Source organism: Mannheimia sp. E30BD (assembly GCF_041807785.1).
In the GTDB taxonomy this organism is placed as follows: domain Bacteria; phylum Pseudomonadota; class Gammaproteobacteria; order Enterobacterales; family Pasteurellaceae; genus Mannheimia.
In genome coordinates, this window is the sequence record NZ_JBGTYX010000012.1 from 1 (window position 1) to 24,125 (window position 24,125).

Annotated in this window: 27 protein-coding genes, 1 pseudogene and 1 riboswitch; of the genes and pseudogenes, 15 read left to right on the top strand and 13 right to left on the bottom strand. The window is 41.0% G+C overall.

Features of this window, described 5'->3' with window-relative positions; all coding sequences use genetic code 11:
• Positions 1 to 106 (top strand): annotated as a pseudogene (locus tag ACERCG_RS07835) (IS1595 family transposase); the annotation flags it as partial.
• A gap of 45 nt (positions 107 to 151) precedes the next feature.
• Positions 152 to 955, top strand: coding sequence for a type I methionyl aminopeptidase (map, locus tag ACERCG_RS07840; protein WP_373611485.1), 804 nt, complete (start codon positions 152 to 154; stop codon positions 953 to 955).
• Positions 956 to 1,056: 101 nt separating this feature from the next.
• Here the strand turns inward: map and ACERCG_RS07845 are convergent, their stop codons facing one another.
• On the bottom strand, positions 1,057 to 2,481 hold the full coding sequence (locus ACERCG_RS07845) for a sucrose-specific PTS transporter subunit IIBC (protein WP_373611486.1): 1,425 nt from the start codon (positions 2,479 to 2,481) through the stop codon (positions 1,057 to 1,059).
• A gap of 160 nt (positions 2,482 to 2,641) precedes the next feature.
• Positions 2,642 to 3,319, bottom strand: a complete 678-nt coding sequence (locus tag ACERCG_RS07850) for a phosphoribosyltransferase family protein (protein ID WP_373611487.1) — start codon at positions 3,317 to 3,319, stop codon at positions 2,642 to 2,644.
• Positions 3,320 to 3,435: 116 nt separating this feature from the next.
• Between ACERCG_RS07850 and ACERCG_RS07855 the strand changes: the two genes are divergently transcribed.
• The gene (locus tag ACERCG_RS07855) at positions 3,436 to 4,248 is read left to right on the top strand and encodes a Cof-type HAD-IIB family hydrolase (protein WP_373611488.1); all 813 of its coding nucleotides are present in this window, start codon (positions 3,436 to 3,438) and stop codon (positions 4,246 to 4,248) included.
• Positions 4,249 to 4,352: 104 nt separating this feature from the next.
• On the opposite strand, the gene rpmA is transcribed toward ACERCG_RS07855, so the two are convergent.
• The 6 genes from rpmA to ACERCG_RS07885 form a co-directional block, all read right to left on the bottom strand.
• Positions 4,353 to 4,610 (bottom strand): 50S ribosomal protein L27, encoded by a 258-nt coding sequence (gene rpmA, locus ACERCG_RS07860; protein ID WP_373611489.1) that lies wholly within the window; start codon positions 4,608 to 4,610, stop codon positions 4,353 to 4,355.
• Between the two features lie 20 nt (positions 4,611 to 4,630).
• Positions 4,631 to 4,942, bottom strand: a complete 312-nt coding sequence (gene rplU, locus ACERCG_RS07865; protein ID WP_373611545.1) for a 50S ribosomal protein L21 — start codon at positions 4,940 to 4,942, stop codon at positions 4,631 to 4,633.
• A 190-nt stretch (positions 4,943 to 5,132) separates the two neighbouring features.
• A complete protein-coding gene (locus tag ACERCG_RS07870; protein ID WP_373611490.1) occupies positions 5,133 to 6,074 on the bottom strand; it encodes an ABC transporter substrate-binding protein in 942 nt (313 codons plus the stop codon).
• An 18-nt stretch (positions 6,075 to 6,092) separates the two neighbouring features.
• On the bottom strand, positions 6,093 to 6,740 hold the full coding sequence (tenA, locus tag ACERCG_RS07875; RefSeq protein ID WP_373611491.1) for a thiaminase II: 648 nt from the start codon (positions 6,738 to 6,740) through the stop codon (positions 6,093 to 6,095).
• Between the two features lie 12 nt (positions 6,741 to 6,752).
• The gene (locus tag ACERCG_RS07880) at positions 6,753 to 7,517 is read right to left on the bottom strand and encodes an ABC transporter permease (RefSeq protein WP_373611492.1); all 765 of its coding nucleotides are present in this window, start codon (positions 7,515 to 7,517) and stop codon (positions 6,753 to 6,755) included.
• A complete protein-coding gene (locus tag ACERCG_RS07885) occupies positions 7,517 to 8,236 on the bottom strand; it encodes an ABC transporter ATP-binding protein (RefSeq protein WP_373611493.1) in 720 nt (239 codons plus the stop codon). The genes ACERCG_RS07880 and ACERCG_RS07885 overlap by 1 nt, the downstream gene beginning before the upstream one ends.
• A 74-nt stretch (positions 8,237 to 8,310) precedes the next feature.
• A riboswitch (TPP riboswitch) is annotated at positions 8,311 to 8,401 on the bottom strand.
• Positions 8,402 to 8,519: 118 nt separating this feature from the next.
• Here ACERCG_RS07885 and ispB point away from each other — a divergent pair.
• From ispB to ACERCG_RS07930, 9 genes are all read left to right on the top strand, one after another.
• Positions 8,520 to 9,515 carry an octaprenyl diphosphate synthase gene (ispB, locus tag ACERCG_RS07890; protein ID WP_373611494.1) on the top strand — a complete coding sequence of 332 codons (996 nt, stop codon included), beginning with the start codon at positions 8,520 to 8,522 and terminating at the stop codon, positions 9,513 to 9,515.
• Positions 9,516 to 9,621: 106 nt separating this feature from the next.
• A complete protein-coding gene (locus ACERCG_RS07895; RefSeq protein ID WP_373611495.1) occupies positions 9,622 to 10,479 on the top strand; it encodes an epoxyqueuosine reductase QueH in 858 nt (285 codons plus the stop codon).
• 129 nt (positions 10,480 to 10,608) lie between these two features.
• Positions 10,609 to 11,544, top strand: coding sequence for an ACP S-malonyltransferase (gene fabD / locus ACERCG_RS07900; RefSeq protein ID WP_373611496.1), 936 nt, complete (start codon positions 10,609 to 10,611; stop codon positions 11,542 to 11,544).
• A gap of 16 nt (positions 11,545 to 11,560) precedes the next feature.
• Positions 11,561 to 12,037, top strand: coding sequence for a hypothetical protein (locus ACERCG_RS07905; RefSeq protein WP_373611497.1), 477 nt, complete (start codon positions 11,561 to 11,563; stop codon positions 12,035 to 12,037).
• Between the two features lie 24 nt (positions 12,038 to 12,061).
• Positions 12,062 to 12,784 (top strand): 3-oxoacyl-ACP reductase FabG, encoded by a 723-nt coding sequence (gene fabG, locus ACERCG_RS07910; protein WP_373611498.1) that lies wholly within the window; start codon positions 12,062 to 12,064, stop codon positions 12,782 to 12,784.
• Between the two features lie 176 nt (positions 12,785 to 12,960).
• Positions 12,961 to 14,709, top strand: a complete 1,749-nt coding sequence (gene ggt / locus ACERCG_RS07915) for a gamma-glutamyltransferase (RefSeq protein WP_373611499.1) — start codon at positions 12,961 to 12,963, stop codon at positions 14,707 to 14,709.
• Positions 14,710 to 14,863: 154 nt separating this feature from the next.
• On the top strand, positions 14,864 to 16,153 hold the full coding sequence (gene brnQ, locus ACERCG_RS07920; RefSeq protein ID WP_373611500.1) for a branched-chain amino acid transport system II carrier protein: 1,290 nt from the start codon (positions 14,864 to 14,866) through the stop codon (positions 16,151 to 16,153).
• 55 nt (positions 16,154 to 16,208) lie between these two features.
• Positions 16,209 to 17,033, top strand: a complete 825-nt coding sequence (gene mutM / locus ACERCG_RS07925) for a bifunctional DNA-formamidopyrimidine glycosylase/DNA-(apurinic or apyrimidinic site) lyase (RefSeq protein WP_373611501.1) — start codon at positions 16,209 to 16,211, stop codon at positions 17,031 to 17,033.
• A gap of 234 nt (positions 17,034 to 17,267) precedes the next feature.
• Positions 17,268 to 17,594 carry a LysR substrate-binding domain-containing protein gene (locus ACERCG_RS07930; RefSeq protein WP_373611546.1) on the top strand — a complete coding sequence of 109 codons (327 nt, stop codon included), beginning with the start codon at positions 17,268 to 17,270 and terminating at the stop codon, positions 17,592 to 17,594.
• 9 nt (positions 17,595 to 17,603) lie between these two features.
• On the opposite strand, the gene dtd is transcribed toward ACERCG_RS07930, so the two are convergent.
• The 3 genes from dtd to proA are packed head-to-tail and all read right to left on the bottom strand — an operon-like array spanning position 17,604 to position 20,096.
• Entirely contained in the window at positions 17,604 to 18,038 is a 435-nt protein-coding gene (gene dtd, locus ACERCG_RS07935; RefSeq protein WP_373611502.1) for a D-aminoacyl-tRNA deacylase, read from the bottom strand.
• Positions 18,013 to 18,855, bottom strand: a complete 843-nt coding sequence (locus ACERCG_RS07940; protein WP_373611503.1) for a virulence factor BrkB family protein — start codon at positions 18,853 to 18,855, stop codon at positions 18,013 to 18,015. Before ACERCG_RS07940 ends, dtd begins: the two co-directional genes overlap by 26 nt.
• 2 nt (positions 18,856 to 18,857) lie before the next feature.
• Positions 18,858 to 20,096, bottom strand: a complete 1,239-nt coding sequence (gene proA, locus ACERCG_RS07945) for a glutamate-5-semialdehyde dehydrogenase (RefSeq protein WP_373611547.1) — start codon at positions 20,094 to 20,096, stop codon at positions 18,858 to 18,860.
• A 120-nt stretch (positions 20,097 to 20,216) separates the two neighbouring features.
• Here proA and mutL point away from each other — a divergent pair, with 120 nt between their 5' ends.
• The gene (mutL, locus tag ACERCG_RS07950) at positions 20,217 to 22,103 is read left to right on the top strand and encodes a DNA mismatch repair endonuclease MutL (protein ID WP_373611504.1); all 1,887 of its coding nucleotides are present in this window, start codon (positions 20,217 to 20,219) and stop codon (positions 22,101 to 22,103) included.
• A gap of 25 nt (positions 22,104 to 22,128) precedes the next feature.
• Here mutL and ACERCG_RS07955 read toward each other — a convergent pair whose 3' ends face one another.
• Complete coding sequence (locus ACERCG_RS07955) at positions 22,129 to 22,395, bottom strand: type II toxin-antitoxin system YafQ family toxin (RefSeq protein WP_373611505.1); 267 nt, start codon at positions 22,393 to 22,395, stop codon at positions 22,129 to 22,131.
• Entirely contained in the window at positions 22,382 to 22,648 is a 267-nt protein-coding gene (locus tag ACERCG_RS07960) for a type II toxin-antitoxin system RelB/DinJ family antitoxin (protein WP_373611506.1), read from the bottom strand. The genes ACERCG_RS07955 and ACERCG_RS07960 overlap by 14 nt, the downstream gene beginning before the upstream one ends.
• A 160-nt stretch (positions 22,649 to 22,808) precedes the next feature.
• Between ACERCG_RS07960 and miaA the strand changes: the two genes are divergently transcribed.
• Complete coding sequence (gene miaA, locus ACERCG_RS07965; RefSeq protein WP_373611507.1) at positions 22,809 to 23,762, top strand: tRNA (adenosine(37)-N6)-dimethylallyltransferase MiaA; 954 nt, start codon at positions 22,809 to 22,811, stop codon at positions 23,760 to 23,762.
• 71 nt (positions 23,763 to 23,833) lie between these two features.
• The gene (gene hfq / locus ACERCG_RS07970) at positions 23,834 to 24,109 is read left to right on the top strand and encodes an RNA chaperone Hfq (RefSeq protein ID WP_373611508.1); all 276 of its coding nucleotides are present in this window, start codon (positions 23,834 to 23,836) and stop codon (positions 24,107 to 24,109) included.
• Positions 24,110 to 24,125: the final 16 nt, after the last annotated feature.

Below are 24,125 nucleotides of genomic sequence, written 5' to 3' on the forward strand. Positions count from 1 at the left end.
CCATTTTGAGCTATATTTGAAAGAATGCGAATGGCGTTTTAATCACAGTGACTTAAAATCTCAAATATTCCTTTTAAAACAATTGGTTAAAGGGGGTTTAGATTAGTTATCTAGGACAGCCCCAATTTTTTTATATTTAGAGAACAAAACAATGAGCAATATTCCATTAAGAAATGACGAAGAAATTCAAAAATTACGAGAAGCCTGCAAATTAGCTTCCGATGTGCTGGTAATGATCAAGCCTTATGTAAAAGAAGGAGTAACGACAGGCGAATTAGATAAAATTTGCCACAATTATATTTTGGAAAATGGGGCAACCTCTGCCAGTCTTGGTTATCACGGCTTTCCAAAATCGGTATGTATCTCGCTAAATGAAGTGGTTTGTCACGGTATTCCAAGCGATGAGAAAAAATTGAAAAAAGGCGATATTCTAAACATTGATGTAACCGTCATTAAAGATGGTTACTATGGCGACAATTCAATGATGTATGTAGTAGGCGAGCCGAGTGTGCGTGATAAGCGCTTAATGGAAGTTACTCAAGAGTCGCTTTATATCGGTATTCGCACGGTAAAAGCAGGTATTCGCTTAAAAGAAATCGGCACGGCAATTCAAAAATATGTTGAAAAAGAAGGCTTCTCTGTGGTGCGTGAATATTGCGGACACGGCATTGGTACAGAGTTCCACTGCGAACCACAAGTGGTTCACTATGCAGCAGATGACGGCGGTGTGGTATTAAAAGAGGGAATGGTATTTACCATTGAACCAATGGTAAATTCGGGTAAAAAAGAAATCCGTTTAATGGGTGATGGCTGGACAGTAAAAACCAAAGACCGCAGCCATTCTGCTCAATACGAACACCAAATTGTAGTAACGAAAGACGGTTGTGAAGTGCTGACAATTCGTGATGAAGAAATTGCGGAAGGAAGAATCAGCCGTATAATGCAAAATGTCTAACAAATAATTTGCAAGTCTTTAGCAAAAAGTGACCGCTTGTAATAGTAAAAAGGGATTAAGTTGTTTAACTTAATCCCTTTTCTGATCAGATTATATTGTAATTATTTTGCCTTTGATTGTGCTCTTTTCACCCAAACAGCTGAGATAGTAAAGGCAACAACAAATGAAATTACCATACCCACAGAGTACATTGCAAGGCTATCTGGTCTGATTGACGGAATACCTAAGAAACCAGCCGCACCTAAAGCGATAGCTTTTACATTAAAGAATGCGATAAATGCACTTGCTAAGCCTGAGCCAATCATTGCCGCAATAAAGGCTTGGCGGTAGCGTAAGTTCACACCGAACATTGCAGGTTCGGTAATACCTAATAATGCAGAGATACCTGATGGCACTGCTAAACCACGCACTTTAGCATCTTTCATTGCGAACGCCACACCTAAACAAGCCGCACCTTGTGCAATGTTAGACATTGCAGCGATTGGGAAGATGAAAGTACCGCCTGTTTGTGCCACTTCTGCTAATAATTGAGTTTCTACCGCAATAAAGGTTTGATGCATACCGGTAATTACGATTGGTGCATAGAATGTACCAAAAATCGCTCCGCCGATAAAGCCTAATGAATCATATAACCAAGTTAAACCTGCTGAAATTGCAGAACCTGCTTCACGTCCGAATGGGCCGATTACGGTAAATGCTAAGATACCTGCGATGAATAATGACATCATTGGCGTAACAAGGTTATCTAAGTAGCTCGGTACAAATTTACGGAAGGTTTTTTCAAGGGTTGCTAATACCCACGCAGAAATAATAGTTGGAATAACCGTGCCTTGATAGCCTACTTTTTCAATTTCTAAACCGAAAATATTCCAATATTTGATGTTGCCTTCCATTAAGGTTTTCGCATAGTTCCAGCCATCTGCAAGAGCAGGGTGAACTAATAACATACCAAGAGCTGCCCCTAAGAATGGATTTCCACCAAATTTGCGAGTTGCTGAGAAACCAAGCAGCACTGGTAAGAATACAAATGGAGCATTTGCAACGGTGTTAATGAAATCCACTAAATCGGCAATAGCAGGATAGCGGCTAACAACAGATTCGCCTTCCCAGAAGAAGCCAACCGCAGTTAGCATTGAGTGAATACCCATTAACAAACCACCTGCCACAATAGCAGGAATAATTGGCACGAAAATATCCGCTAAGCCTTTTACCAAACGTTGTAATAATGGTTGATTTGCCGCACCAGCTGCTGCCACGTCAGAAGCAGACATATCAGCCAGCCCCATCTGTTTTTGCATTTCAGCGTGAACGCTATTTACAATGCCTGAACCGAAGATGATTTGATACTGACCTGAGGTTGAGAATTGACCTTTTACCCCCTCAATATTTTCAATGCCTTCTTTATCAATCTTTGATTCGTCAGCAATGGTTAAACGTAAACGGGTCGCACAATGAGCAAGAGTTGTAATGTTTTCTTTACCACCTAGTTTTGCGATGGTTTGTTCCGCAATTTTTGGAAAATTCATAGTAATTACCTTTGTGAGAATGGAATGTTTGCATTCTAACTAAAACGGTTTAGCTAAAAAAGAAAAGATTGAAAATATTTTTAAATTTGTGATTTAGATCACATTTTTAATGATTCTTGAAAGAATAGTTCTGCAGGCTAGATCATCCATAGCATTTGATTTAAGCTCTTGCTAACACCCATACCTGAATTTCCTCAACATTCCCTTTTAATAACTCTGCACAAATGGCATTTAAAGTTGAACCTGTGGTCAGCACGTCATCAACAATCGCTACTCGTTTATACTCTTTGATAGGTTGATAATGAAAAGCCTTTTTTAAATTTTTGCTGCGTTCTGCAGCACTCAAGTTGCGTTGAGAAACTGTCTGTCTTTGTCTTGTTAGGCTTTGATTATCCAACGGAATATTGAGCCATTCAGCTAACCAACGACTTAGCAATTCACTTTGGTTAAAGCCTCTTTGCCAATACCGCTGCCAAAATAATGGCACAGGTAGAATCACATCTGGCAATCTCAAACCTTGCTCTCGTTGAGCTTGTTTTATGGCTAAAAGTAATTGCCGAGCAAGGGCTTGATCAAGCCAATATTGTTGCTGAAATTTAAGTCGGTGTACCCAATCAGAAAGCGGCGGCTTGTACTCCCCGACTCTCACTAATTTATGCCATTTAGGTTCACTGTTTAAACAATAGCCACAATAATTGCGGAACTCTGCCGAACTCATTCCGCAGTGAGTGCAATAAGGCTGACTTTTTATTTGTTGTTGGCAAAGGCTGCAAAACCCGTGAATACCAACCGCCAATGATTTATCACAATGAAAACAACAAAAGCCGAACAGATTCATCTTTCCTCCTTTTCTTTGCAGATTATCAAACTTAAGCCGATTTTTTCGGACTATTTTTGTGATCTTGCTCGAAAAAAGAGTAAAATCTTACTATTGGCAACACAAAGGAAAAGCAGATGAACACACCACAAAAACCCATTAAAATTGTTTTTTTCGATATTGATGAAACCCTATATGTAAAACACAAAACCTATATTCCTACCTCTGTTACCGAGCAAGTTCTACCTCGCCTAAAAGAGAAAGGGATTATTCCTGCCATTGCTACGGGTAGAAATCACGGTTGTTTTCCTGAAGCCTTGAAACCCTATCTAAACCCTGAAACAGGTTTTGAACTATTCGTTACCATCAACGGGCAATATAATTTCTATAAAGATCAACTAATTAGCGATTACTCTCTCAGCCGTGAGCAAATCGAGCGAATTATCAATAAAGCAAATGAATTAGGCATTATTTATGCTTTCGTCACGCCAATGACGATTGCAGTTTCTGAAACCAATCCTATCGTTCACGAAGCGGTTTTACCAATTACGCCGAATTACTTGGTTGATCCTAACTATCACGAAAAAGAGCATATTGTGCAAATGCTGTTGTTTTACACCAAAGAGCAGCAACAAGCGGTCGAAAATAGCGGAATTTTTGCAAATGACTTAAAAGAAGCTCGCTGGCACCCGAATGCGGTAGATATTCTAAGAAAAGAGAACTCAAAGGCTCGTGGCATTCAAGATGTGCTGGCAAAACTGAATATCGATATTGAAAGCTCAATGGCATTTGGTGATGGATTTAATGATATGGAAATGTTACCGACCGTCGGCATTGGTGTGGCAATGGGCAATGGCGAACCAGAACTCAAAGCAGTCGCTGATTTCGTTACAAAACCCATTGAAGAAGACGGCATTCTATACGCCCTCGAAACATTAAAAGTCATTTAAACAAAAAGCGGTTGCAAATTTTTATAAATTTACGACCGCTTGTAAGATTTCAGATACAAAAAAACCTCGCAAGTTGCGAGGTTCTTTTTTGGGTTTTGAAATGATTAGTCAGCAATGATGCTTACATATTTACGGCTTTTCTCGCCTTTCACTTCAAATTTAACTTTACCGTCTACAGTTGCAAATAAAGTGTGGTCTTTACCCATACCTACATTGCTACCTGCGTGGAATTTAGTACCACGTTGACGAACAATAATGCTACCTGCTAATACAGATTCACCACCGAAACGTTTAACACCAAGGCGTTTAGCTTCAGAATCACGACCGTTACGAGTTGAACCACCAGCTTTTTTAGTTGCCATCTTCTAGATCTCCTCTGAAATTATGCTTGAATCCCAGTGATTTTCACTTCTGTGAACCACTGACGATGACCTTGTTGTTTACGGCTGTGTTTACGACGACGGAACTTAACGATTTTAACTTTTTCGCCACGACCTTGTGCTACAACTTCAGCCACTACTTTTGCACCAGAAACTACCGGTGCACCGATTTTAACATCTTCGCCATTAACGACCATTAAAACTGAATCGAATTCAACTTTCTCACCAGTTGCGATTTCTAGTTTTTCTAAACGAACTACTTGACCTTCGCTAACACGGTGTTGTTTGCCGCCACTTTGGAAAACTGCGTACATATTTACTCCGCTATGTGCCATCTGCTTTTGCTTTTAGGCACTAAATTAATTCATAAAAATAGGGTTGCAATTCTACGGAAAAACATTCAAAAGAGCAAGCAGGATTTTAATAAAATCTTTAAAATTTTGTTATCTCGCTTTTTAGGCTAACTATTTTGATCTTTTTTCTGATTTCGCAACCCTAAAATCACTATTTTAACTCAACCGCATATTCTTCCAGCTTAGGCATTTCTTTAACTAAGCCTTGATATTGCAAAAACTCCGCCATACGAATATAGCGATGAGAATCTAGTGTTCTCGGACGATGTGCAAGGCGAGGTAAAGTATCTGCCCACGCACGACGGTTTAATTCATTATTTAGCTCTTGCGGTTTATAACTGACAAAATCCTCCCACGCAGCCTGTGGGTGATTGAGCGTATAAATCGTTGCCTTCTCTAAAGCGGTCAAAAAAGCAGAAAATTTTGCATCTTGGGTTTTATCTTTATGAGCAACTAAAATCAACTCATCATAGGCTGGCACACCGTGCTCTTCGGGGAAGAGGGCTTTTCCTTTTTGGTTTTCCAATGCTAGTTGGTTTAGCTCGAAATTACGAAACGCCCCAATAACTGCATCAACTTGCCCTGAAAGTAATGATGGCGAGAGCGACCAGTTCACATTGATTAACTCAATATCATCTTCCTTCAAACCAGTTGATGAGAGCATTGCTTTCAATAACGCATCTTCAAATCCGCTTACGGAATAACCAATTTTATTACCTTTTAGATCAGCAAGGCTATTGATCTTGCCGTTATCCAACACCACAAGGCTATTTAGTGGCGTGGCAACCAATGTGCCTATACGGCTTAGAGGCAAACCTTGTGCCACTTGTTGTTGAAGTTGTGGCTGATAATCCACCGCTAAATCTGCCTTGCCTGCGGCAACTAATTTAGGCGGCATAGACGGGTCGGCAGGCTCGATGATTTCAACCTCCAAACCTTGCTCAGCAAAATAGCCTTTCTGCTGCGCCACAATAATGGCAGCGTGGTCAGGGTTTACAAGCCAATCTAGCATTAGGCTGATTTTTTCTTTTGCCATAACGCTATTGGCTGAAAGTAGAGCCGCAACGGCAAATAAAGTACGATGAAGTTTCATAAATGTCTCCTTTTATTGTTAGTTTAAATCCAGCTCCATTTGCCAAAATGCGGCTTCCATACGGCTGGCGGTGTTGAAAATTTGCTGTAGTTCGGCTTTCTGTGTGTCGTTTAAAGGTTCATAGAGTTTAGTTAGATAATCCGCAAAGGCTTGGTTATCCTGTTGAAATTCAGTTGAGGCGTAAGTATCAATCCAACTCTGATAAGGATTATTCGCCACAGAATGTGAAGCAATACGGCGAGCAATTTCAGCATACCCCATCGCACAAGGAGCAAGTGCAGTGTAAAGCTCCGCCAATCCACCTTTCATTCCACAATCTAAAGCATAACGAGTGTAGGCAACGCAAGCAGGCGATTCTTCCGTTGCAAATAGTTCTTTCTCCTCAATGCCCCACTGCTTGCAATAATCAATGTGTAATTGAATTTCGCTCAGTAAGCCTGCATTCATCTGTTGTGCGAAATAAATATCTTCAAATCGCTCAGCCTTGAAAATGCCTAGTGAAATCGCTCGGCTATATTGAAATAAAAAACGGTAATCTTGCTTTAAATAGTGCTGAAAGCAATGTTTGGGTAATGTGCCATTTGCAAGCTGTTTGACAAAATCGTGTTCCACATAATCAAGCCAATACTGCCCTGCTTGTTCGGTAAGTCGTTGAATAATAGTCATAAATTCTCCTTTTTAATGTAAATGAGCTGCCCAAGGCACAAGGCGTTTTAGTAATTTATCGGTAACAAAATAAAGTAATAACGCAATCACAATCAAAATAAACAATGCGGCAAACATTAAATCCGTCTGCATACGAGCATTGGCGTGGAGCATTAAATAGCCCAAGCCTTGTGATGAGCCTACCCACTCCCCCACAATAGCTCCAATAGGAGCAACCGACACCGCAATGCGCAAGCCTGAAGCAAGCGATGGCAATGCTGCAGGAAGTTGAACCTTAAACAACATTGCAAAGGGAGAAATCTCTAAGGTTTTGGCTAAATCGAGCCAAGTTCTTGGTGTATTGCGTAAGCCATCAAAACAGGCGGCGGTTACAGGGAAGTAGATAATCAATATCGTCATCACAATTTTGGACGCAAGCCCATAACCAAACCACAACACGAGCAGAGGGGCAATAGCAAACACCGGAATGGCTTGAGAAATGACAAGCAAAGGCAATAAGAATTTAGACAATCGCTTATAGCGAGTCAGTAATAATGCCGAGCCTAGCCCAAATAAAAAGCCGAGCAGCAACCCTAACCCAATTTCCAATAACGTGATTTGAGCGTGAGTGGCAAGAAGCGGTGCATTTTCAATTAATTTTTGCCAAACTGTAAGCGGCGATGGCAGCATATAAGCAGGCATTCCACCAAAACTTATCACGCCCTGCCAAAGGGCAAGCAAGCTAAATGCAATCACAAGCGGTCGAAAAAGTGGAATTTTTTGCAAAAAGGAACGCATTACTCTCCTCTGCCTGTGAATTCATTAAATAATTGTTGCTGCAATGCCCATTGCTCGTGGCTGTTGAGTTCTCTTGGTCGTTCGCCCTTAAGGGTAATGGTTAGGGCAATTTCAGCAGGTTGATGGCGTAAAATGCGAATTTCATCACTAACACGAATAGCTTCTTGTGGATCGTGGGTAATCAGCAGCACGGTTTTATCACGCAATAGCTCAACCGCAAGGGCTTGTAATTGATGGCGAGTTACCGCATCAAGGGCTGAGAATGGCTCGTCCATTAAAATCAGATTGGCTTCTTGCATTAAGGTGCGAGCCAATGCCACTCGCTGCCGCTGACCGCCCGAAAGCTGATAACAACGTTTATGCAAATGCTCGCCCAGCCCAACTTGTTCAAGCAGACTTATCGCTTTTTCTCTGCTTTCTGCTGATTTTTCACCACTTAAATGAGCCTGTAACTGAACGTTGTCAATAATGGAGAGCCACGGATAGAGCGAATCGGTTTGAGCCAACCACGCAAGGCAAGTGTGAGGAGCAAAAGCGACTTCGCCCGTTTGTATCGCTTCATTTTCTAAGCCTGCAATAATGCGTAAAAGTGTTGATTTTCCAACCCCACTTGCTCCCAACAGACTGGTCCAACTTCCTTTTTGAAGCTGAAAATTGAAGTGTTGAAATAGCACTTGCTTGCCAAATGTTAAGCAAAGATTGCGGATTTCAATGTGCATAATGCCCCCAAATCAACGATTTAGAGTAAGGCAAGAAAAGCGTGAAAAAGATAAAAGAATAGAGATAGGGATTGAGTTTGGCATAATTAGTTTCCTACGACAGTATTAACTGAATCAGGTTCACGGGTATCATCTCAGCTGAAAACAGCACCCCGACTAAAATTAGCTCAAGTCTAAGAAAATTTAGTCCGATATGCAAATACTTTGTGAAATTATTCTTTTTGAAGCTAGGCTGATTTAGGGTAGAATGTGGGGCAAATTTTACCTAATTAGATGAAAACAAATGGCTACGCAATTAACTCTCGAACAAATTCAAGCTCTTGCAAATGAAGATATGCAAGCGGTAAACGCAGAAATTTTGGCTCAACTTAATTCGGAAGTCTTATTGATTAACCAACTTGGGCATTACATTATCGCAGGTGGCGGCAAACGCATTCGCCCGTTAATTTCGGTGTTGGCTGCCCGTGCATTAGGTTATCAAGGTAAAAAGCATATTACGGCAGCGGCTTTTATTGAGTTTGTACATACGGCAACACTTTTACACGATGATGTGGTGGACGAATCAGACAAACGTCGTGGACGAGATACTGCCAATGCGGTGTTTGGCAATGCCGCAAGCGTGCTGGTGGGCGACTATATCTACACTCGCTCTTTCCAAATGATGACAGATTTAGACTCGCTTCGTGTACTCAAAGTGATGTCTTCTGCCACCAATGCGTTGGCAGAGGGCGAAGTTCAGCAGTTAATGAATGTGAACGACCCGAAAACCACCGAAGCAAACTATATGCGTGTGATTTACAACAAAACCGCACGTTTGTTTGAAGCTGCTACGCAATGCGTGGCGATTGCTGCTGAAGCAAGTGTAGAAATCGAAAATGGCTTAAAAGAGTACGGCTGCTATTTAGGCACAGCTTTCCAGCTTATTGATGATATTTTAGACTACTCTGCTCAAAGCGAAAGTTTAGGCAAAAATGTAGGCGATGACTTTGTAGAAGGCAAACCAACGCTTCCACTCTTACACGCAATGCACGCTGCCGAAAAAGCAGGCAAAACCGCACAGGCTGAGCTTATTCGTAATGCAATTGAAAATGGCGGCGAACGGGAGCAAATTCCTGACGTATTAGCCATTATGGCAGAACACAAATCGTTGGATTATGCAATGCAAAAAGCCCGTGAAGAAGCCCAAAAAGCGGTGGATGCGTTAGCCGTATTGCCTGAAAGCGAATACAAACAGGCGTTGATTTCACTGGCGTATTTGTCGGTGGATAGATCTTATTAATTTGCAAAAATCCGATACATTTAACCTCTTGTAGGGGCGGGTCCTGTGCCCGCCCGAACACTAATGATAATTTTGGGCGGGCACAGGCCCCGCCCCTATATATAAAATGACAGAACAACAAAACCAACAACCCCAAGAACATATTGAAAGTGTACGAGCGAAACGCCGTGCCCAACAGAATAAAAAAGACCCGAATGCACCGTTTGTGCGTGAGAAATTAGAGCTACCGAACGGCCACAACAAGNAACATATTGAAAGTGTACGAGCGAAACGCCGTGCCCAACAGAATAAAAAAGACCCGAATGCACCGTTTGTGCGTGAGAAATTAGAGCTACCGAACGGCCACAACAAGTTGCTATTACACTCTTGCTGTGCTCCTTGTTCGGGCGAGGTGATGGAAGCCATTCAAGCCTCCGGCATTGAGTTTACCATCTACTTCTACAACCCAAACATTCACCCGCTCAAAGAGTATTTAATTCGTAAAGAAGAGAATATCCGCTTTGCCGAAAAGTGGGGGATTCCGTTTATCGATTTAGATGACGACTACGAAAACGACCGCAAAGAGTGGTTCAAAAAAGCAAAAGGAATGGAATGGGAGCCTGAGCGTGGCATTCGTTGCACAATGTGTTTCGATATGCGTTTTGAAAAGGCGGCAGAATACGCCCACAATAACGGCTTCCCTGTATTCACCAGCTGTTTAGGCATTTCTCGCTGGAAAGATATGAACCAAATCAACGATTGCGGACACCGTGCCGCCGCCAAATTTGATGATGTGGTTTACTGGGATTACAACTGGCGTAAAGGCGGCGGCTCACAACGGATGATCGAAATCAGCAAACGGGAACGTTTCTACCAACAAGAGTATTGCGGTTGCGTCTATTCCCTGCGTGATAGCAACAAATGGCGCTTAGAAACAGGTCGCCAACGCATTGAGATCGGCAAACTTTACTATTCGCCTGATTAATTTGATACAAGCGGTCAGATTTCACGAAAAATTTGCAAACATCGTACAAATATCAATATTCCAATGAATATGCCCCCCTCTTTAGAAAAGAGGGGACGGATCACTAAAATTTCAAAAGAGGATAAAACAATGTCAAAATTCGCTATGGTTTTTCCCGGTCAAGGCTCGCAAGCGATTGGAATGCTTGCTGATCTTGCTCCGCAATATCCAATCGTAGAAGAAACCTTCAAACAAGCAAGTGATGTGCTGGGCTATGATTTATGGGATTTAGTTCAAAATGGTACTGCGGAAGAATTAGGGCAAACCCAATGCACTCAGCCTGCTTTATTAGCCGCCTCGGTGGCGATTTTCCGTGTCTGGCAAGAAAAATACCCTGAATTAAAACCCTCTGTAATGGCAGGTCATAGCTTGGGCGAATACTCAGCATTAGTTTGTGCTGGCGTATTAAACTTCCAAGATGCGATCAAATTAGTTGAATTGCGTGGTAATGCTATGCAAGAAGCCGTGCCGGCAGGAAGCGGTGCGATGTATGCGATTATCGGTTTAGATAACGAAGCTATTATCAAAGCCTGCGAGCAAGCTGCAACTGAAACAGGCGAAATTGTTTCAGCGGTAAACTTTAACAGCCCGGGGCAGGTAGTAATTGCAGGCACAAAAGCAGCGGCAGAAAAAGCAGGCGAATTATGTAAAGCTGCAGGGGCAAAACGTGCGTTACCATTAGCGGTAAGCGTACCCTCGCACTGTGCATTAATGAAACCGGCGGCAGAAAAATTAGCTGCAGCATTGCAAAATATTGAGCTAAATCAACCGCTTGTACCTGTTATTAATAACGTTGATGTAGCCGTTGACACTGATGCTGAGGCTATTCGTAACGCTCTTGTTCGCCAGCTTTATAGCCCAGTACGTTGGACAGAAACCGTTGAGAAAATGGCTCAAGATGGCATTACAACACTTTATGAAATCGGCCCGAACAAAGTATTAACAGGCTTAACGAGCCGTATTGTGAAAGAATTATCAGCACAGGCGGTAAACGATGTTGCCAGCCTTGAGGCAGTTCAAGCCTAATTGTAAGAGCGATAAAATGAGCAAAGAAACTATATTTATGCTAATCAGCGTATTGGTTGCATTGGTAATCGTGCCTGCTAGCTATATGTTTAGCAATGTTGATCCACTTGAAAACAGCTCCGTATTTAAACAATTTGGTATGCTCTCAGTTGCATCTGGTTGCTCATTTTTAGTTTATTTTCTCGCTATCCATCCTAAAATTCGTCAGGCTTTTATTGGCGGTGCCTCTCTCACCTCTGGCGCTATTCAAGCGTGGGCAATTTATGGCGTGCTGTTAAGCCAAGGCGACCCAAAAGGTGCGATAGCATTATTGCAAATTTATTTATTAAGCAGTTTGGGGCTATTAGTCGTCTCAACAATATGGGTATTCGCCCGCCCACGTTGGATTTATCCACCGCAAGGCTCGGCGGTTAAATATGCCTTATTTGGTAGTTCAACCACCGTCATAAACTACTTTATTATTCTTTTTATTTTTTATATTTTAACGCGTTAATCATCGTCTTTTATAGGAGAATATATGAGCAAAATCGCATTAGTTACAGGTGCAACTCGTGGTATCGGCAAAGCAATTGCCGAAGAATTAGTAGCAAAAGGTTACACCGTAGTCGGTACAGCAACCTCTGAAAAAGGAGCGGAATCCATTTCTGCTTACTTAGGCGAAAGCGGTAAGGGTTTAGTGCTAAACGTGGCAGATGCCGAATCGATTGATTGTGTATTAAAACAAGTCAAAGAAACCTTTGGTGATGTGGATGTCTTAGTCAATAACGCAGGAATCACACGTGATGGCTTATTAATGCGTATGAAAGATGATGATTGGTTCGACATCATTCAAACTAACCTTACATCCGTTTACCGCTTATCAAAAGCGGTGTTACGCCCAATGATGAAAAAAGGCGGTCGGATTATCAGCATTGGTTCGGTGGTCGGCTCAATGGGTAATCCGGGACAGACCAACTACTGTGCAGCAAAAGCGGGTTTAGTGGGATTCTCTAAATCATTAGCAAAAGAAGTAGCAAGTCGTGGTATTACCGTAAACGTTGTTGCACCGGGCTTTATCGCAACAGATATGACCGATGAGTTAAACGAAGAACAACGCAACGCCATCTTAAGCCAAATTCCAGCAGGTGAGTTAGGCTCTCCACAAGATATTGCAAAAGCGGTGGCTTTCTTAGCTTCAGATGATGCACGTTATATTAACGGAGAAACCATTCACGTGAATGGTGGGTTATATATGAGTTAATTAGGAATTTATTTCTTAAAATCCTCTATTTTACTCCTGGTAGATTCTATCAGGAGTTTTTTATTTCAAATTACCCTTTCTTATTTGACAAATTAAAATAATTAATGTTATAAATTTGTTACAGCTTATTTACTCTAAATAGTAACATACTACCCCACCTTAAACTGGAGCAAACTATGAAAAAGTACTTTCTAAGTCTCTTAACCTTATCATTAGCAATGGGAACAGCATTCGCTAATCCATCAGTTACCACAACAGCAGCAGCTCAGCAAGCAGCAATACGTTATGATAGTAGTAAGGATATTTTCCACCCCGTTTTTGCAAAAAATGGAATGGTTGCTAGTGAGCAAGGATTGGCTTCCGAAGTGGGTTTGTCTATTTTACGTCAAGGTGGTAATGCGGTAGATGCTGCGGTTGCAGTAGGCTTCGCACTTGCTGTTGTATTACCTAATGCTGGTAATATTGGCGGAGGTGGATTTATGGTACTACACGATGCTAAAAGAGGTAAAAATCTTTCGTTAGATTTTCGTGAAATGGCTCCTTTAAAAGCAAGTCGAGATATGTATTTAGATAAAGATGGCAATGTTATTGACGGAAAATCTCTCTATACTCATTTCTCTGTAGGCGTGCCTGGTACAGTTGCAGGAATGGAATATGCCCTAAAAAAATGGGGAACAATGACTTTAGAACAAGTTATTTCCCCTTCCATTAAGTTAGCACAAGAAGGCTTTACTGTCGGACCTGCCCTTGCAGCCACACTAAAACAAGAAACAGATAACTTAGCTAAATGGGAAAGTACCAAAGCTATTTTCTTTAAAGATGGCAAGCCTTTAGAAGAAGGCGATACATTGATCCAAAAGGATTTAGCTCTTTCACTTGAAAAAATAGCAAAAGATGGTGCTAAAGCCTTTTATGAAGGGGATATTGCAGAAAAGATAGTTGCTGAAATGGAAAAACATCAAGGTTTAATTAGTCTTGAGGATCTAAAAGGTTATCAAGTTGTTGAGCGTGAACCTATTGAAGGGGAATATCACGGCTATAAAGTCGTTACTATGCCACCTCCAAGCTCGGGTGGCATTCATTTAGTACAAATTCTTAATCTTTTAGAGCGTTATCCTTTAGCCGAATATGGATCTAATAGTGCAAAAAGCATCCATTATTTAGCTGAATCAATGAAATTAGCTTATGCCGACCGTTCCGAATATTTAGGCGATCCTGATTTTGTAAAAATTCCTGTTAGAGGACTAACATCTAAAAAATATGCCGATGAGTTATCAAAAGGTATTGATGAAGCAATAGCAAAGACTGCAAGTGAAATCAAACCAGGTAAACCTCAACCTTATGAGAGCGATCAAACTACACATTACTCTGTTATGGATAAAGAAGGTAACGCTGTTGCAGTAACCTATACCCTTAACCTCAATTTTGGTAGCGGAATTGTAGCAGAGGGAACAGGTATATTATTAAATAATGAGATGGATGATTTCTCTGCTAAACCTGGGGTAGCAAACGCATTTGGTTTAATCGGTGGTGATGCAAATGCTATTGAGGCTAAAAAACGCCCTCTTTCTTCTATGACACCAACTATCGTAATGAAAGACAATAAACCTTGGCTAGTAACCGGTAGCCCGGGTGGTGCTCGTATCATTACAACAGTGCTACAAAGTATTGTTAATACAATAGACCATCAGATGAACCCGGCAGAAGCTATTGTTACTCCTCGTATACATCATCAATGGCTACCTGATGAGCTTCGTGTTGAAGAAGGCTTAAGCCGAGACACCATCAACTTATTAAAAGAAAAAGGGCATAAGGTTGTTGAAAAAGCAGCGATGGGAAGAGTACAAATCATTCAAGCTAGAGACGGCGGATTTTATGGCTACTCAGATCCTCGCAATCCGGAAGGAAAAACACTAGGTTATTAACCTCTTATAAAGCCGGAGAAATTCTCTGGCTTTTCTTCATTAAGAAATATTTCAAACATCAAGCGGTCTTTTTTTGCAAGAAGTTTGCAAATATGGCACAATTCTCCCCTTATTTTTTAATGTCTCTCCTTTTAATTTTTAAGTAGTACTTATTATGACTAAAAATACCTTCATCGTGGGCTTTATGCTCTTTGCGATTTTCTTTGGGGCGGGAAACTTAATTTTTCCGCCAAAACTCGGTTTAGATAGTGGCGTTGATTTTCTGCCCTCTATTATTGGCTTCGTGTTGACCGGCGTAGGCTTACCTTTACTTGGGATTGCTGTAAGCGGTCACTATCAGGGTGGTTATAAAGAAGCGTTGAGCAAAAATGTTCACCCTTACTTTTCCTTAATTTTCTTAATGGCGATCTACCTAACGATCGGACCATTTTTTGCTATTCCTCGCACAGGGGCAACCGCCTACCAAATGGCAGTTGTACCGTTTATTGGCGAGAGCAGCACAGTTTCTTTATTGATATTTACCCTCGTTTACTACTTAATTGCGGTATGGTTCAGCTTAAATCCATCAACAGTGGTTGATAGAATCGGCTCAATCTTAACACCTGTATTGTTGGTTACCATTTTAGCGTTAGTTATCAAAGCAGTTATCTTATTAGGTGGAAATGAATTACCTACGGTGGCAACTAAAGCTGATCCTGAAACCCCTCTCTTTACAGGCATTGTTGAAGGTTATTTAACAATGGACGCATTGGCTTCAATTACTTTCTCTGTGATTGTGATCAGTGCCATTAAAGCAAAAGGTATTGGCGGTAAAGATTTAATCAAACAAACCTCAATGGCTGGGGTCATTGCCGCTGTTGCATTGGCGGCAATTTATATTTCTCTTGCGTGGATTGGTAACCACTACCCGATTAGTGCAGAAACAATTACAGAGCTGAATGAAAAAGGTCAAAATATCGGTACATTTATTCTCAATAGTGTTGCAACTGATACTTTCGGAGCATTTGGTCGCACGCTACTGGGTGTGATTGTAACCCTTGCCTGTTTAACTACCTCGATTGGTTTAATCGTAACCACAAGCGAATATTTCAACGAAGTATTCCCTAAAATTTCCTATAAAGTGTATGTGCTGATTTTCACGCTTATTAGTTTTGGTATTGCAAATCAAGGCCTAGATTTTGTTATCTCAAAATCTGTGCCTGTATTGTTAGTGCTATACCCGATTGCGATGACGGTTATCTTCCTGATGTTTATCAATATTTTCATCAAGTTGCCGTTGCTAGCTCAACGCTTACCATTGGCTTTGGTTACTGTTGTGTCTATTCTATCGGTTGCTGGTGTAGAAGCATTGAATGCTCTACCACTCAAATCTATCTCAATGGAGTGGATTCCGTTTGCCGTTGCAGGCACAGTTATTGGCTATCTAGTCGGTAAAAAAGCCTAATTAACACTATCTAGGGTGCGTAATAAACGCACCTTTTTACTATAAGGAATAAAAAATGCCTGAATTACCCGAAGTAGAAACAAGCGTGCGAGGCGTTGAGCCTTATTTAAAAGGGCAAACCATTAAGCAGATTATTGTCCGCCAACCAAAACTACGCTGGACAGTGAGCGAAGAATTATCGCAAATGGAAAATGCAAGGATTGAATGTATCGAAAGACGGGCGAAATATCTGATGATTCATACCGATAAAGGCGATATTTTAGTCCATTTGGGAATGTCCGGCTCACTCGGCATTTTACAAGAAAGTCAACAAAAAGAGATTGGCAAACACGATCATATCGATCTTGTTACCCAAAACGGTACCATTTTACGTTATAACGATCCTCGCAAATTCGGCTGTTGGCTATGGGCAGAAAAAGCCGAAAATCACGAACTACTTCGTAAACTCGGCCCCGAGCCGCTTTCAGACGATTTCACCTCTGATTACTTATTTGCAAAAAGCCGTAAAAAAACGACCGCTTGTAAAACCTTTATTATGACGAATGAAGTGGTTGTAGGTGTTGGAAATATCTATGCCTGTGAAAGCCTGTTTATGGCGGGGATTCACCCTGAATTAGCGGCACAAAACCTGACGAAAAAACAGTGCGAACGTTTAGTGAAAACCATCAAAGAAGTGCTAACCAAAGCGATTATTCAAGGTGGTACAACACTCAAAGATTTTATTCAACCTGACGGCAAACCCGGCTATTTTGCTCAAGTGCTACAAGTTTATGGGCGAAAAGGCGAAGCGTGCAACGATTGCGGAAAGCCGATTGAAACTAAAGTGATTGGGCAACGTAACACTTACTTTTGCTCGAAGTGTCAGAGATTGCCTAAGTGATTTTGATTAATCGCTAATATAAAAAAGGTCATATTTGCAAAAAAACGTACAAATATGACCGCTTACTACTAAGGAACTATGAAAAAAATTATTTAGAGTTAAAGATATCTTGCCACATCAAATAATACTGATTGTTTAGCTACTTGTAACTCATTTTGATGAGCAGCAGTATCTAACGAAGTAATTAATTTACTGATTTGAGCTGAACGAGTATTTCCAAAAGACCTCCAAGAGCTGACACAATATCAATGTATCGGATATCGCTTAAGCAATAGAGAACTTTTTTCTTGGGAGTTTAAAGACAATGGCGAACAAATTAAACTTACCCCAAATTGCCGCTGGATTTTCAATAGTTCACAGTCTGCCAAAGACGCTGCTCTTTTGCATTTAGGATTAGCCTATTTACCTGAAAATTTAATAGAAACTGAGCTGGCAAGCGGTCAATTAATTTCTATTTTTAACCAAAGTTGCATCACATTGCCACCTCTTTATCTATACTATCCGCACCGCAATGTTTCACCTGCACTACGAGCGGTAATTGATACACTGAAAATCTCCTAAAAAGAGAAATTAAACCTGCAACCAAAAGGTAACAGGTCCATCATTTTGTAGGCTAACTTGCATATCTGCCGCAAATTTCCCTGTTTGGGTATGGATTTTAGTTGCCGCTTGTTGATGAAAGTAGTCGTATAAACGTTCCGCATCAATTGGGGCTGCTCCTCTGGAAAAACTCGGGCGTAAGCCTTTGTTCGTATCCGCTGCAAGTGTGAATTGTGACACTACGAGCAGGCTGCCACCTGCTTGCTGAACATTCAAATTCATCTTGCCTTGCTCATCAGAAAACACCCGATAATTCAGTACCTTTTCCAATAATTTATCGGCTTTAGACTCATCATCATCTTTTTCAACGCCGAGCAGAACCAATAAACCGTGCTGAATTTCGCCAATAATTTGTTCTTTAACCTCTACTTTTGCCCATTTAACCCGCTGAATTAATCCGATCATTAGCGCCTCTGTTTTCTTCCATCTCTTTTAATATTGCAGCGAACTGCCCTCCTAATAGCACCACTTGCCAGCTTAATTGAATCCACAACAACATAATCGGCAATACCGCTAATGCCCCATAAATTGCTTGATAAGATGGGAAGGCTGTAATATACCAAATAAAGGCTTGTTTACCTAAGGTGAAGAACACCGCAGCCAGTAATGCTCCAATTGCTGCGTGCTTAAATTCTACCTTTGTAACCGGGATAAATTTATACACCAATGTAAACAGCAGCCAAATCAAGAAAAACGGCATTAATTCTAATAAATGTTGCCCGAGCGACAATGCTCCGGAGCCATTAAAAATTGCTAATGACGTGATATAGGTTGTAATCGCAATACTTGCTCCAGCAAGTAATGGTCCAAATATTAAAACTAAGAAATAAAGCAAGAAAGAGAACCACATCGGTCTACTCTGACTATTGTGCCAAATAGTATTAAGAGATTCATCAATGCTTTTAATCAACATCAAAGAAACCACAAATAAACCGATAATACTAACTATCCCCATTTTTTTAGCATTACTGACAAATAGCTCAAGATATTCTGAAACCATTTCGCTCGCACTCGGAGCAAAATTGTCATAAATAAACGCTTTTAACATTTCACTAGCTTCATAAAACACAGGAAAAAATGTAAAAATCGAAAAAAGCACAATAATTGACGGTACAATGGCAAGCATCGTACTGTAAGTAAGATAACCTGCCGAAACCGCAATATTATTTTCCGTATAACGCTTAGCGAGCAATTTAAAAAATTCTAAAATCTGCTTTAACATACTTATCCTCTAATTAAATAATCGCCTTCACACACCCATTTATAAGTGGTTAATGCCTCAAGCCCCATTGGACCTCTTGCGTGTAATTTTTGCGTACTTACTGCTACTTCTGCCTCCAAGCCAAATTCACCGCCATCAGTAAAACGTGTACTGGCGTTAATATAAACGGCTGCTGCATCGACTTGTTGTACGAATTGACGAGCAGCTTGATAATCAGAAGTTAAAATACTTTCCGAATGCTGCGAGCCATAATGGCGAATGTGTTCCACCGCTTGTTGTAAGTCATTCACAACGACTACGTTAAGATCAAGAGATAACCATTCTTGGCTAAGTTTTTCCTGATCAAGCGGTTCAATTCCCTCAATTTTTTGCAAATCATTACTATGAATGGTTACACCTAACTGCTGCATTTTAGCGACCAATTTCGGTATAAATTCCACAGCGATAGATTTCTCCACTAACAAGGTTTCTAATGTATTGCAAGTGCTTGGACGTTGGGTTTTCGCATTGGCAATCACCTCTAGCGATTTCTCTTGATCCGCTGTTTTCTCCACAAACAGATGACAAACCCCAATGCCGCCTACAATCACAGGAATGGTTGAATTTTCTTTGCAGAACTGATGTAAACCCGCCCCGCCTCGTGGAATAACCATATCAATGTAACGATCTAACTTTAAAAGCTCTAACAACAAAGCACGATTCGGATCCGTTACCGCCTGCACCGCTAATTTCGGCAAACCTGCTTTTTCTAGCGCATCTTGCACCACATCAACCAATACTGCATTGGTAAATTTGGTTTCTTTCCCACCTCGTAAAATAACCGCATTACCTGTTTTTAAACAAAGTGATGCTACATCAATGGTTACATTCGGGCGAGCTTCATAAATAGTTAAAATCACACCCAACGGCACACGTTGGCGTTCAATCTTTAAGCCACTGTCTAACACACCGCCATCAATCACTTGCCCTACAGGATCGGCTAATTTCGCCACATTTCGAACATCGTTTGCGATCCCTTTTAGCCTCTCTTCATTCAGCAATAAACGGTCAATAATAGCTAATGAGATCCCTTGCGATTGTGCAAATTCAATGTCTTTTGCATTGGCATATAAAATTTCAGTCGCACGCTGTTCAAGGCTATCTGCAATGGTTAGCAGAGCTTCGTTTTTCTGGCGATTGCCAAATTGTGCCAATTCAAAACTGGCTTGTTTCGCTTGTTGAGCAAGTTCTATCATCTGCATAAATTTATTCTCATTTTGTGAATATTCTTCATAATCTAACATGTTCTTTTGTGTGAAGAAATATGCAAAAGCGAAGAAAATTAGATAAAATGGGCTAATTCCAAATGATTAGGCACAAAAATGACAAATACTACCCCTAAACAGCTAATCCATATCCTTCCTCCGCAACTGGCAAACCAAATTGCTGCAGGCGAGGTAGTAGAACGCCCTGCGTCTGTGGTGAAAGAACTGGTCGAAAACAGCCTCGATGCGGGGGCGAACACTATTCAAATTGATATTGAAAAAGGTGGCTCGCAACTGATCCGCATTCGAGATAATGGCTGTGGTATCAGCAAGCAAGATTTACCGCTCGCTCTCGCTCGCCACGCTACGAGCAAAATCAGCAGTTTAGAAGATTTGGAAGCCATTTTAAGTTTGGGCTTTAGGGGTGAAGCATTGGCGAGTATCAGCTCGGTCTCCCGTTTAACCCTTACTTCTCGCACCGCAGAGCAAAGTGAAGCGTGGCAGGCTTACGCACAGGGGCGAGAAATGGAGGTAGAAATTCAACCAGCCTCTCACCCAATCGGCACAACCATTGAAGTCGCTAATCTATTTTTCAACACGCCTGCACGCCGTAAATTTTTACGCACTGATAAAACCGAGTTTGCTCATATTGATGAAGTGATTCGCCGCATTGCTCTGGCTAAACCGAACATCAGTTTTACCCTTACTCATAACGGCAAAATTGTCCGCCAATATCGCAAAGTGGCAGATCAATCAGTAGAACAAAAACAAAAGCGTGTAGCGGCAATTTGTGGCGAGGAATTTATCCAAAATGCCAATTATATTGACTGGCAACACGGCGATTTACACCTGCACGGCTGGGTTGGCTCGCCGATGCTGGCTCGTCTGCAAAACGATCTTTGCTACAGCTATGTAAATGGGCGAATGATGCGGGATAAAACCATTAATCACGCAATCCGCCAAGCCTATGGCGAGAGCATTGTAACTGGCTACTACCCTGCCTTTGTGATTTTCTTGGATTTAGATCCAACGATGGTGGATGTAAACGTTCACCCAGCCAAGCACGAAGTCCGTTTTCATCAAGGCAGATTGGTACACGACTTTATTTTGCAAGGTGTGAGCAATAGCCTACAACAAAATCAACCCACACTTGAACTAAAAAACGAACTCAATGAGCCAATGCCTGCTTATGTAAAAGATACAAACCGCCAAGCCGCTGGGCAGAATGTGTTTACTCAGCCGAAAGAGCCTAAGCAAGCGGTCGAATTATCACAAAAAAATGCACATCGTTCTACTCACTCGCCTTTTATGCCTAAATTTGAGCGAAGTAGTAGCAGTCAATCAGCTCAAAAATGGTATAACGAGCTAGTGGGCGGTTCAGATATTCGAACGGAAAAAGCAGAAAGAACCGCCATTCAAATACCAACTTTTGAGCCAAAAGCGGAGATAAAACCTGAACCTGTTTTGCAACAAACAGAAAAAATAATACCGCTTGCAGTTCATCATTCCCAAGCCTTAGCCATTGTGAAAAACCAAGCAGTATTAATGAAAGAGGGAGAGGATTTCTACTTAATTCCGCTCGCTAAACTTGCTGAGCTGAAATTTACTCATCAGCTTGGTAAAAGGCAAACTCAAGCGTTATTAATTCCGCTTAACATTACGTTAGATGAACAACAAACGGCACGCTGGCACCAATACAAAGAGAGCTTAACCGAACTTGGTTTTTCCATTACCGAAAAACATTGGCAAGAGCAAACAAGGCTAACGCTGCTTTCCGTACCACAAGCAGTAAGAGAGCAAAACTTGCAACAGATACTCTTTGCCTTGTTTAACCAAACACAAGCGGTCAATTTAGCCGAATTTTTTGCAAAAAAATGTGAAATTCCAACCGCTTGTACGCTGAGTGAAGTGATTGCTCTGCTTTCAGAAATTGAGCTTTATGCCAATGGGAAGAAAGAAATTGAAGGGATAAGAAAAGAGGTGGATTTTTCGGCGTATCTATAAAAGAGAAAGGGCGTTCAATCGCCCTTTATCCAAATAAATTAGAATGACTACCTATTCTCAATAGCTCTAATTTATCATCGATTTTTCGATAAATGAGCACTAAATCAGGCTGAATATGGCAATCTCGAAAACCTTTCCATTCGCCAGTTAAAGCGTGCTCGCAGTATTTCTCAAGTAGTGGCTTATCGTTGATGAGAAAATAAAGTGCTTCAATCAGCGAAGAAGATAGGGTATCAACTGCACACTTTTTGTAGTCTCGCTTAAAAGCATTACTATACTCAATCTCTCGCATTGAGCTGCTCCATTAAATCAGCAATATTTTTTGCTGAGTTTAATTTTTCTTCTCCATTTCTAACCGATCTTAATACTTCTGCTGTTACTAAGTTAGGTTGATAGTCAAACTGAAAACGTTTTTCTGTCGCAATTTTCGCTAATGTCATTCGCATAACATCAGAAACCGTTAAACCAACCCCTGCTAAAACTTCACTCGCCTGCTCTTTAATTTCAGGACTAATTCTTACACTTACTAATGAACTATTTGCCATAAAAACCTCCTTTGTATATCAAATGATATACATCATAATAGTATTTATCAGAATTAGTTCAATAAATACTTTAATTTTATGGCTTTATGACTGAGCCTAAACTTAAGCTTAAATGTGCTATACTGGTTTAAAAGAATTAACTATTCAAATTAAGTATAAAATGACTCAAAAACCCCTCGCCCTCTTTTTAATGGGCCCAACTGCCTCCGGTAAAACAGATTTAGCGATTGCTCTCAGGCAAGAACTGCCTGTTGAAGTAATTAGCGTGGATTCTGCCTTAATTTACAAAGGAATGGATATCGGCACGGCAAAGCCAAGCAAGGAAGAGCTGGCTCTCGCACCTCACCGTTTAATTGATATTTTAGACCCAGCAGAAAGCTATTCGGCGATGAATTTCCACGCAGATGCGTTGCGTGAAATGGCGGATATTACCGCACAGGGTAAAATTCCGCTCTTGGTGGGTGGCACAATGCTTTACTACAAAGCCTTGTTGGAAGGGCTTTCTCCATTACCCTCTGCCGATCCAAGCATTCGTGCCGACATTGAGACGAAAGCAGAACAGCACGGCTGGGCAGTATTACACCAAGAATTAGTCAAAATCGACCCTATTGCAGGGGCAAGAATTAACCCGAACGATAGCCAACGCATTAACCGTGCGTTAGAGGTGTTTTATATTACGGGTAAAACAATGACAGCACTCACCGCCCAACAAGGTGAAGCCATTCCTTATAACATACTCCAGTTTGCGATTGCGCCAGAAGATAGAAGCGTGCTACACCAACGCATTGAGCAACGTTTCCACAAAATGATTGACTTGGGGTTTGAAGATGAAGTCAAGCGGTTATTTTTACGCAAAGATTTGCATATCAATTTGCCGTCTATTCGCTGTGTGGGTTATCGCCAAATGTGGGAATATTTACAAGGCGATATTTCACTTGATGAAGCGATTTTCAAAGGCATTTGTGCCACTCGCCAATTAGCGAAGCGGCAAATTACTTGGTTGAGAAGTTGGCAAGGTGAGCTAACGTGGCTCGATAGCCTAGATCCGACTAGCTCTAAAGCAAAAATGGTGGAAAAGATCGATCATTATTTAAATAATTGTGGTAATATCTAGCACGCCTTGGCACTTATTATGATATTTGCTGTCCTAGTAATCATCACACAACAATAAAAAAGGAAAATAAAATGGCAAAAGGTCAATCTTTACAAGATCCATATTTGAATGCACTTCGTCGTGAGCGTATTCCTGTTTCAATTTATTTAGTTAACGGCATTAAATTACAAGGTCAAATCGAATCTTTCGACCAATTCGTAATTTTACTAAAAAACACCGTAAGCCAAATGGTTTACAAACACGCAATTTCAACGGTTGTTCCAGCTCGTGCATTATCGCACCACAACAATAACAACCAATCTCAACAAGCTCAGCCTACACAAGAAGTGGCTGAACAAGCAGAATAAACATTATTTTCAACCA

What these genes read in the sequence shown, in the direction of transcription:
- map (WP_373611485.1), top strand. Translation starts at nt 152, where the DNA reads ATGAGCAATATTCCATTAAGAAATGACGAAGAAATTCAAAAATTACGA.
- ACERCG_RS07845 (WP_373611486.1), bottom strand. Translation starts at nt 2,481, where the DNA reads ATGAATTTTCCAAAAATTGCGGAACAAACCATCGCAAAACTAGGTGGT.
- ACERCG_RS07850 (WP_373611487.1), bottom strand. Translation starts at nt 3,319, where the DNA reads ATGAATCTGTTCGGCTTTTGTTGTTTTCATTGTGATAAATCATTGGCG.
- ACERCG_RS07855 (WP_373611488.1), top strand. Translation starts at nt 3,436, where the DNA reads ATGAACACACCACAAAAACCCATTAAAATTGTTTTTTTCGATATTGAT.
- rpmA (WP_373611489.1), bottom strand. Translation starts at nt 4,610, where the DNA reads ATGGCAACTAAAAAAGCTGGTGGTTCAACTCGTAACGGTCGTGATTCT.
- rplU (WP_373611545.1), bottom strand. Translation starts at nt 4,942, where the DNA reads ATGTACGCAGTTTTCCAAAGTGGCGGCAAACAACACCGTGTTAGCGAA.
- ACERCG_RS07870 (WP_373611490.1), bottom strand. Translation starts at nt 6,074, where the DNA reads ATGAAACTTCATCGTACTTTATTTGCCGTTGCGGCTCTACTTTCAGCC.
- tenA (WP_373611491.1), bottom strand. Translation starts at nt 6,740, where the DNA reads ATGACTATTATTCAACGACTTACCGAACAAGCAGGGCAGTATTGGCTT.
- ACERCG_RS07880 (WP_373611492.1), bottom strand. Translation starts at nt 7,517, where the DNA reads ATGCGTTCCTTTTTGCAAAAAATTCCACTTTTTCGACCGCTTGTGATT.
- ACERCG_RS07885 (WP_373611493.1), bottom strand. Translation starts at nt 8,236, where the DNA reads ATGCACATTGAAATCCGCAATCTTTGCTTAACATTTGGCAAGCAAGTG.
- ispB (WP_373611494.1), top strand. Translation starts at nt 8,520, where the DNA reads ATGGCTACGCAATTAACTCTCGAACAAATTCAAGCTCTTGCAAATGAA.
- fabD (WP_373611496.1), top strand. Translation starts at nt 10,609, where the DNA reads ATGTCAAAATTCGCTATGGTTTTTCCCGGTCAAGGCTCGCAAGCGATT.
- ACERCG_RS07905 (WP_373611497.1), top strand. Translation starts at nt 11,561, where the DNA reads ATGAGCAAAGAAACTATATTTATGCTAATCAGCGTATTGGTTGCATTG.
- fabG (WP_373611498.1), top strand. Translation starts at nt 12,062, where the DNA reads ATGAGCAAAATCGCATTAGTTACAGGTGCAACTCGTGGTATCGGCAAA.
- ggt (WP_373611499.1), top strand. Translation starts at nt 12,961, where the DNA reads ATGAAAAAGTACTTTCTAAGTCTCTTAACCTTATCATTAGCAATGGGA.
- brnQ (WP_373611500.1), top strand. Translation starts at nt 14,864, where the DNA reads ATGACTAAAAATACCTTCATCGTGGGCTTTATGCTCTTTGCGATTTTC.
- mutM (WP_373611501.1), top strand. Translation starts at nt 16,209, where the DNA reads ATGCCTGAATTACCCGAAGTAGAAACAAGCGTGCGAGGCGTTGAGCCT.
- dtd (WP_373611502.1), bottom strand. Translation starts at nt 18,038, where the DNA reads ATGATCGGATTAATTCAGCGGGTTAAATGGGCAAAAGTAGAGGTTAAA.
- ACERCG_RS07940 (WP_373611503.1), bottom strand. Translation starts at nt 18,855, where the DNA reads ATGTTAAAGCAGATTTTAGAATTTTTTAAATTGCTCGCTAAGCGTTAT.
- proA (WP_373611547.1), bottom strand. Translation starts at nt 20,096, where the DNA reads ATGCAGATGATAGAACTTGCTCAACAAGCGAAACAAGCCAGTTTTGAA.
- mutL (WP_373611504.1), top strand. Translation starts at nt 20,217, where the DNA reads ATGACAAATACTACCCCTAAACAGCTAATCCATATCCTTCCTCCGCAA.
- ACERCG_RS07955 (WP_373611505.1), bottom strand. Translation starts at nt 22,395, where the DNA reads ATGCGAGAGATTGAGTATAGTAATGCTTTTAAGCGAGACTACAAAAAG.
- ACERCG_RS07960 (WP_373611506.1), bottom strand. Translation starts at nt 22,648, where the DNA reads ATGGCAAATAGTTCATTAGTAAGTGTAAGAATTAGTCCTGAAATTAAA.
- miaA (WP_373611507.1), top strand. Translation starts at nt 22,809, where the DNA reads ATGACTCAAAAACCCCTCGCCCTCTTTTTAATGGGCCCAACTGCCTCC.
- hfq (WP_373611508.1), top strand. Translation starts at nt 23,834, where the DNA reads ATGGCAAAAGGTCAATCTTTACAAGATCCATATTTGAATGCACTTCGT.